We start from the raw sequence: 7,630 nt of genomic DNA, 5'->3' as shown, positions 1-7,630 counted from the left end.
TCAAGGACGTCCACATCAAGGTCGACGGCTGCCTCGGACAGTCGTTCCTGCGCTCCTACGCGACGCTGACCAGCTCCACCGCCGACACCGACGACATCGTCGCCTACTACGGCATCACCAAATCGGTCTGATGATCGACGCACCCGCCTGCCGGTCACGGTCAGCGGCATGCGTCTCGTCGCTGATGAATTCCTGCCGCGGCGGCCCAACCCGGGCCGCCGTCGGCATCTCGCTTCAGTGGGCCCCGTAGTTGTGGAAGGCACAGCCTCCATCGGAGTTGTTAGCTGGAGTTAACGACCGTGTGACGCGTGATAGCGCAGATGTCGTAGGCTCGAAGTCCATGCGAACCGTCTTCCACGAGCAACTCGACACTCTCAACGAGAATGTCGCGGGCCTGTGTGAGCGCGCCGCCGTCATGATGCAGCTGGCCACGGTGGCTTTGCTGAACGCAGATCTCGAAGCTTCCGAACGCGTGATCGACCGCCGTGACGACATCGACCGGCAGTGCGCGGCACTGGAATCGGATACCTTCACTCTGTTGGCTCGCCAGGCGCCGGTGGCCAGTGATCTGCGCGTGGTGCTCAGCGGCATGCGCAACGTCGCCGATCTGCAGCGTATGGGTGCACTTGCGGCACACGTCGCCCGGATCTCTCGTCTTCGTCATCCGAATATCGCCGTCCCCGGTGAGGTCTGTGGCTATTTCGCGGAGATGGGGCGCATTGCTGTCCAGCTCGCGCAGGACACCAAAGGTGTGGTCCTTCAAGGGGATCCCGACGCAGCGGCCCGGCTCAACGTCGACGACGAAGCGATGGACGATATTCACCGGCAGCTGTTCGCGGTGGTGATGAATCCGGAATGGCCGCACGGCACAACGGCTGCCGTCGATGTCACCTTGCTCAGCCGTTACTACGAGCGCTTCGCCGACCATGCTGTGGAAATCGCCCATAACGTCACCTACCGCAGTACCGGCGCGCGCCGGGGCTAGTGACCGCTGCGGACGATTGGTGAGGGCGGGAGCAGCCGGCCTGCGCGTTTACTCCCAGGTGTCCGATTCTGGTCGGGAAGATGAACGGCTGGTAGCGCAATGGTGCATCGTCGGTGATCATTGCGCCATGTTGCCGTCGATGCGCGAAACCGGACGCCGAGCCGCCCCGGTGCCGATCCCCTCACATGCCACCGCCACCCGGCGCACGGTGCGCCCCGGCGTCGTGAGCGGCCGGCCGCGGATCGACACGCAGCCCCGGCCCGCCCACCGCGCAGACCTGGCGCAATCGCGCCTGTTCGCGGCACTGCTGCTTGATGAGATCGCCGATCTGGAAGACCAGATGACGGTGTTGGAGCGGCGATCCCGGCGCGCTCAAGTCACCGCGGAGACGGGGTCGGAGCTCCCGTCGGAGGCTCTGCTCGCACTGCGCCGGAGGGTCCTGGAGGTGCAGCGGATGCTCGACGCACTGCGCCGTCGCTTCCCTGGCGAGGGGGATTCGCTGCGCGTGATTTAAACCCGCAATGGGTTCCGGCGGACATAGCTGAGGCGGATAGTCAAAGCATGGAGAAAATCTCGCTGACGGCGCTGGCCCGCCAGCATCTGGATGCAGCGCGGAACGGAAACGGCGGGCGTAGCGCCCACACGGTCTTCGGCGGCCACGAGCATGCGTTGCGGCAGACGCTCATCGCCCTCGCCGACGGCAACGAGTTGGGCGAACACGAGAGCCCCGGCGAGGCCACGCTTCAGGTGCTGCAGGGCCGGGTGCGCCTCGTCGCAGAACAGGCCAGCTGGGACGGCATGGCCGGCGACCACATCATCATCCCGCCAACCCGGCACAGCCTCAAGGCGCTCGCCGACTCGGTGGTGCTGCTGACCGTGGTCAAACAGCCGGCGCGTTAGCCGGGATGAACGTCATCGCGCGCTCGGCGAGCGCGGTGATCGTCAGGCTCGGGTTGGCGCCGACATTGGCTGGGACGGCCGCGCCATCCGTGACCAGCAGATTTTCGTAGCCGAACACCCGGTTCCGGCTGTCGACGACCCCTGTCTCAGGGGACTCGCCGATCACCGCGCCGCCGAGGATGTGCGCTGTCGACGGGATCGCGAAGATACCCTCCGTCACGCCGGAGTAGGCGACGCCGCCCAGTCGGCGGGCAAACCACTTCGCCGCGTCATAGGCGGCCGGCACGAAGTCGGGATTGGGGTTGTCGGGGTCCTGTTCGGTCGTCAGGGCGACGTTGCCGTTCGGGAGCCGCATCTTGACCTTCAGCCGCATCGCGTTGTCGATGGACTGCATGACCAGCAGGATGATCACGCGCCGCGAGGTGCCCTTGATCTTCCAGGCCGCCAGCGCCGCCTTCGGGTTCTTCGCCGCGGCCGCCAGGAAGTGCAGCGGCCGGGTGCCGCGCTTGCCCGCCTCGATCATCAGGTTGAACAACAGTGACTGGGTGTCGCCGCCCTTGCCATAGGTGACGACTTCGATGTGCGTGGACGGGTCGGTATAGATGCTCGAGGTGATCGCGATCGAGTGGGTGAAGTCGGCGGGGTAATCCTTCGGCGCCATCACCGCCATGATCGATTCGCTGTTGGTGCGCACCACATAGCCGAGACGGTCGGAGATGTTGGGGAGTGAACCGCCGAGCTTGCAGCGCTGCAGCAGGCGGTTGGTGCCCAGCGCCCCAGCCGCGACGACGACGCCGCGGGCGCGCAGTTTCTCGGCGGTGCGCTTGCCCAGTGCGCCGCTCTTCTGGTGTGTCACTTCGTATCCCGCGGAACCGTCGGCGTCGAGCGGCTTGATGTCGGTCACCGATCGCTCGCTGAAAATCTTCACGCCGAGCTTCTCGGCGAACCACAGGTAGTTCTTGCGCAGAGTGTTCTTGGCGCCGTGGCGGCAGCCGACCATGCACGACCCGCACTTGATGCAGCCCGTCCGGTCGGGGCCCTCGCCGCCGAAGTAGGGATCCGGCACGGTCCTGCCGGGCTGACCGAGGAACACGCCGACATGCGCACGCCGGTAGGTGTCGCCGACGCCGATCGACTCGCCGTATTCCTTCAGCAGCAGGTCCGCGGGTCCGTCGTCGTCGTACTCGACGACGCCGAGCATCCGCTCCGCCTCGTCGTAATGCGGCGCGAGTTCGGTCTCCCAGTCGGCCAGGCCTTTCCACTGAGGGCTCTCATAGAAGTTCGGGAACGCCCGGTAGAGCGTGTTCGCATACCCGAGGCTGCCGCCGCCGACACCGCAGCCCGAGCCGATGAAGATGTCCTTGAACAGTGTCAACCGGAGGATGCCTCGCATCCCGAGCTGCGGCGCCCAGTAGTAGTTCTTGGCGTCCTTGGTCTCGTCGGCGAAGTCGTCGTCCTCGAAGCGCCGCCCGCATTCGAGAACTGCTACGCGGTAACCCTTTTCAGCGAGCCGCAGCGCCGAGACACTGCCGCCGAAACCGGATCCGATGACCAGCCAGTCGTAGTCGTACGTCATCCGTGACCTCCGCGAGTGGGGCGAACTGCGACGAGCGTATGCCCCGGCGGTCACGGCCGCACCTGATTGCTGGGACTCGCTAGATCGCGGGCCCCAGCAGGTCGTCGGCGTCCTTGATGACGTAGCCGTAGCCCTGCTCGGCCAGGAAGCGCTGCCGGTGTGCGGCGTACTCGGCGTCGAGGCTGTCGCGTGAGACCACCGAGTAGAACACCGCGCCACCGCCGTCGGCCTTCGGGCGCAGCAGCCGGCCGAGGCGCTGCGCCTCTTCCTGGCGCGACCCGAACGTACCCGAAACCTGAACGGCCACAGAGGCTTCCGGAAGATCGATGGAGAAGTTGGCTACCTTCGACACCACCAGGGTGCGGATTTCGCCCGACCGGAACTTGTCGAACAACGCTTCGCGTTCGGCGTTCTTGGTCGAGCCCTGGATCACCGGGGCGTCCAGCTCCTGCCCGAGCTCCTCCAGCTGGTCCAGATAGGCGCCGATCACCAGCGTCGGCTCGTCGGGATGACGGGCCAGGATCGACTTCACCACCGCGATCTTGGTGTGCGCCGTCGAGCACAGCTTGTAGCGCTCCTCGGGCTCGGCCGTCGCGTATGTCATGCGCTCGTTCTCGGTCATGGTCACCCGGACCTCGACGCACTCGGCGGGCGCGATCCAGCCCTGCGCCTCGATGTCCTTCCACGGCGCGTCGTACCGCTTCGGACCGATGAGCGAGAACACGTCGCCTTCGCGGCCGTCCTCGCGAATCAGGGTGGCGGTCAGGCCAAGCCGGCGCCGGGACTGCAGATCGGCCGTCATCCGGAACACGGGCGCGGGCAGCAGGTGCACCTCGTCATAGATGATCAGGCCCCAGTCGCGGCTGTCGAACAGCTCGAGGTGCTTGTATTCGCCCTTGGTGCGGCGGGTGATCACCTGATACGTCGCGATGGTGACGGGCCGAATCTCCTTGCGCTCGCCGGAGTATTCACCGATCTCCTCTTCGGTCAGCGAGGTGCGCGCGATGAGTTCGCGCTTCCACTGCCGGCCGGCAACAGTGTTGGTCACCAGGATCAGCGTCGTCGCGCCGGCCTTGGCCATGGCGGCCGCGCCGACCATCGTCTTGCCCGCACCGCAGGGCAGCACGACGACGCCCGAGCCACCGGCCCAGAACGAATCCGCGGCCAGCTCCTGGTAGTCGCGCAGCTTCCAGGTGTCCTGCTCCAGCGTGATCGGGTGCGCCTCGCCGTTGACGTAGCCGGCCAAATCCTCTGCCGGCCAACCGATCTTGAGCAGCATCTGCTTGACCCGGCCACGCTCGGACGGGTGGACGATGACGGTGTCGTCGTCGATCTGGGCGCCCAGCATCGGGGTGATCTTCTTGTTGCGCAGCACCTCGGCCAGCACGGCCCGGTCCAGGCTCACCAGCGTCAGTCCGTGCGCCGGGTGCTTCACCAGCTGCAGCCGCCCGTAGCGGCCCATGGTGTCGACGATGTCGACCAGCAGCGGCTGCGGCACCGCGTAGCGGGAGTGCGACACCAGCGCGTCCACGACCTGCTCGGCGTCGTGGCCCGCGGCACGCGCGTTCCACAGCGCCAGCGGCGTGATCCGGTAGGTGTGCACGTGCTCGGGCGCACGCTCCAGTTCGGCGAACGGCGCGATCGCCGCCCGCGCCGCCCCGGCCTGCTCGTGGTCGACCTCGAGCAGCACGGTCTTGTCCGACTGGACGATCAGGGGTCCGTCAGTCATGCGCCATCCACTCCATCACTTGCTCGCAGGCCATCCGATCCATTATCCAGACTCGGCCGACAGTCCCGACCGTGCAGCTAGATCGCTCCGCGGGCCGCGGTCTGAGCGCAGACCCGGGGCCCACGACAACAAGGACCTCGGCGTCCGCGTTATTCCGGCGCGACCACCGATGTCACCCGGTGGATCGCGAATTCGCGGACCCGGCCGGCGGCCGGGTCGTAGGCGGTCAGCTGGCCGCCGCGGACATTGACTGGCGCGACCACGCGCTGCGTGGCCACCCCGGCGGCGTCGACGTACCCGATCACCACCGATGACTGTGTCAGCGCGGCATCGGTCAGCAGCGAGATGGCGGCCGCCGGGTCCAGCCGCTCCCCATTGCCGCCGCGGCCCGTCTGGCGCAGGACGGCGACGATGGCGCCGAGCGTCTTCTCGTTCGGTGGCTGTGGGTGCCGGAAGGTGCGCCGGTGAATCGGCGTGGACACCCGGGCGCCGAGCGGGCGCAGGTCCACGATGGTGCCCGACCAGTCCTCGGCGGCCGGGGCGAAGCCCGCGGTGCGCAGGCCGGCCAGGACGTCGGCGATCGGGGCCGGCGACACCGCGACGGTGGGGGCCAGGGCCCGCAGGCTCAACTGCTCGAGCGTGGGGGAGGCCAGCGCCTGCGCCAGCAGCGCCGGGTCCTCACACCGGATGAACGACGACGCCATACCGACCCGCAGCTGTCCGTGCCGCCGGGCGACGTCGTCGATCAGATAGGTGAGGCCCTGGGGTACCGGCGTTTTGGAGTGCCGGGCGAACAGCGTGTGGATTTCGCTGGCGGTCCGGCCGGTGTCCAGGGCGCGTCGGATGGACTGCTCGCTGATGCGGTAAACCGTTGCGGCCCCTGCGGATTCGATGTCGGCGACTGTCGCCAGCTGGTCGGCGAGGTCGCGTTCCAGCGGCCCGGGGACGACGACAGTCAGATCGGCCTGCAGCAGGAAATGGTCGATCGGGTCGGGTAGGGCCGCCGCCATCGCGGCGACGACCTCCTCTTCGGGTGCTCCGGCCAGGAGCAACCGGATGGGCCCGGCGACGGCGCCGCGGCCGACCATGCCCAAAGCGTGTGCCTCGGTGAGCAATTCGTCGGTGGGCTCGGGTTGCAGCCGGGCGGTCCAGCGCGGCCGGCGCCACAGCATCGCCGCCGAGGCGGTGGCGGTGTCCATGGTGCCCCCTGCCGGCAGTTCGGCGAGCACCGTCAGCATCAGCCGACGGTCCAGCGGCGCGGCCGACGAATACAGCGCATTGGTCAGGGCGGCATAGGGCTTGCCGTCGGGGCCGCGCTTGCCCACCAGGCCCGGACGGCACGGCAGGTCCAGCCAGGTGGTGGCCAGCAGGTGCCAGCGGGTCGCGGCGCTCGATTCGATGAACCGGTCCGCGGCCACGGTCGGCGCCCAGTAGGGGCCGTCGTCGTAGTCGTCCGAGTCGGGGATGCCCGACGCGATCAGCGTGGCCGACGCGCACAGTTCCAGGATCAGCGACAGCCGGCTCTCGTCGATGCCGGTGACCTTGGTCAGCCGCTTGGCGTCGCGCACCCCCAGACCGCCGCTGCGCAGCTCGGGAACCGGTGTCGCCGAGAGGGTTTCGAGGACCAGTTCGACCTCGCGCAGCAGGTCGATGGCAGAGCCGGCCGCGGCCGCGTCAACGTCCCGCTGCGGGAGTACGGGTGTCGACGGCGTCGGCGGGGTCAACGTCGTCGGCCCCGGTGCCTGGCCCCGCAGCACCTGGCCGACGAGCCGCGGCAGGATCACCGTCTCATCGTCGATCCGGCGCAGCAGCCCGGCTGCGATCAGCTGCGGCACCGGACGGTCGGGTGCGGTCCCCGGGGCCGCATCCTTGGTGCGGCCGATCGGCGATCCGTCGGCCAGCCGCTCCAGCAGCTCCCGCTGCGGCGTGTCGATGGCGGCCAGCTTCGCCGCGATGCCGTCGGCGTCAGGGTCTTCGACCGTGACCTGCCCCGGATACCAGGGCAGCACCGACGCCGCCTCCGAGACGACCCGCACGGTGTCGGCGCCCCACACCAGCCCGCGGGTGCGCAGCTCGTCGAGCGCCGAGGTGACGACCTTCTTGTTGGCGCGCCCGGCCAGCAGTTTGAACAGTGCTCCGGTCGGCACGGCGATGGTGGTGGCCTGCAGTGTCAGGAGCGCGTCCAGCACGGCCAGCTGCAGAAAATCGAGATCGTCGGTCGCGGCCTTGACCGATTGCCGGGACTGGGCGCGGGCCGCCAGCGCCGACAGGGTCGCCGGCGGCGGTTGGGTGAGGTCGGGCCGGACGCTGAGCAGCTGCACCAGCTGCGCGTCCGACATGTCGGCCAGCCAGGAGCCCAGCGGCACACCCGGGGATTCGTCGATCATTGCTGACCAGCGTAAAGCAGGTGACTTTGTCCTCTGCGCGTCCGGGACGCCCG

General features: G+C 68.4%; 7 protein-coding genes. 4 read left to right on the top strand and 3 right to left on the bottom strand.

Translation table 11 applies throughout. The features are described 5' to 3' along the window. The 4 genes from QRN63_RS27520 to QRN63_RS27505 all read left to right on the top strand — a co-directional run. A partial coding sequence (locus QRN63_RS27520; RefSeq protein ID WP_285034145.1) for an MspA family porin occupies positions 1-131 on the top strand: 131 nt, incomplete at its 5' end. A 209-nt stretch (positions 132-340) separates the two neighbouring features. Beyond that, positions 341-985 (top strand): phosphate signaling complex protein PhoU, encoded by a 645-nt coding sequence (gene phoU, locus QRN63_RS27515; RefSeq protein WP_285034141.1) that lies wholly within the window; start codon positions 341-343, stop codon positions 983-985. 127 nt (positions 986-1,112) lie between these two features. Beyond that, entirely contained in the window at positions 1,113-1,499 is a 387-nt protein-coding gene (locus QRN63_RS27510) for a hypothetical protein (RefSeq protein ID WP_285034140.1), read from the top strand. Between the two features lie 47 nt (positions 1,500-1,546). Beyond that, complete coding sequence (locus QRN63_RS27505) at positions 1,547-1,885, top strand: cupin domain-containing protein (RefSeq protein WP_267315785.1); 339 nt, start codon at positions 1,547-1,549, stop codon at positions 1,883-1,885. Here the strand turns inward: QRN63_RS27505 and QRN63_RS27500 are convergent. The 3 genes from QRN63_RS27500 to QRN63_RS27490 form a co-directional block, all read right to left on the bottom strand. Next, complete coding sequence (locus tag QRN63_RS27500) at positions 1,866-3,461, bottom strand: GMC family oxidoreductase (protein WP_285034123.1); 1,596 nt, start codon at positions 3,459-3,461, stop codon at positions 1,866-1,868. The two genes, QRN63_RS27505 and QRN63_RS27500, sit on opposite strands and share 20 nt — an antisense overlap. Positions 3,462-3,540: 79 nt before the next feature. Further along, entirely contained in the window at positions 3,541-5,190 is a 1,650-nt protein-coding gene (locus QRN63_RS27495) for a DNA repair helicase XPB (RefSeq protein WP_267315783.1), read from the bottom strand. Positions 5,191-5,339: 149 nt separating this feature from the next. Further along, positions 5,340-7,577 carry a helicase-associated domain-containing protein gene (locus tag QRN63_RS27490; RefSeq protein WP_285034119.1) on the bottom strand — a complete coding sequence of 746 codons (2,238 nt, stop codon included), beginning with the start codon at positions 7,575-7,577 and terminating at the stop codon, positions 5,340-5,342. Between the last annotated feature and the right edge of the window lie 53 nt (positions 7,578-7,630).

The organism is Mycolicibacterium sp. lyk4-40-TYG-92 (assembly GCF_030209435.1).
Lineage (GTDB): Bacteria > Actinomycetota > Actinomycetes > Mycobacteriales > Mycobacteriaceae > Mycobacterium.
The sequence above is the reverse complement of the archived record's forward strand: the minus strand, read 5'-3'. Positions and strand labels throughout refer to the sequence as shown.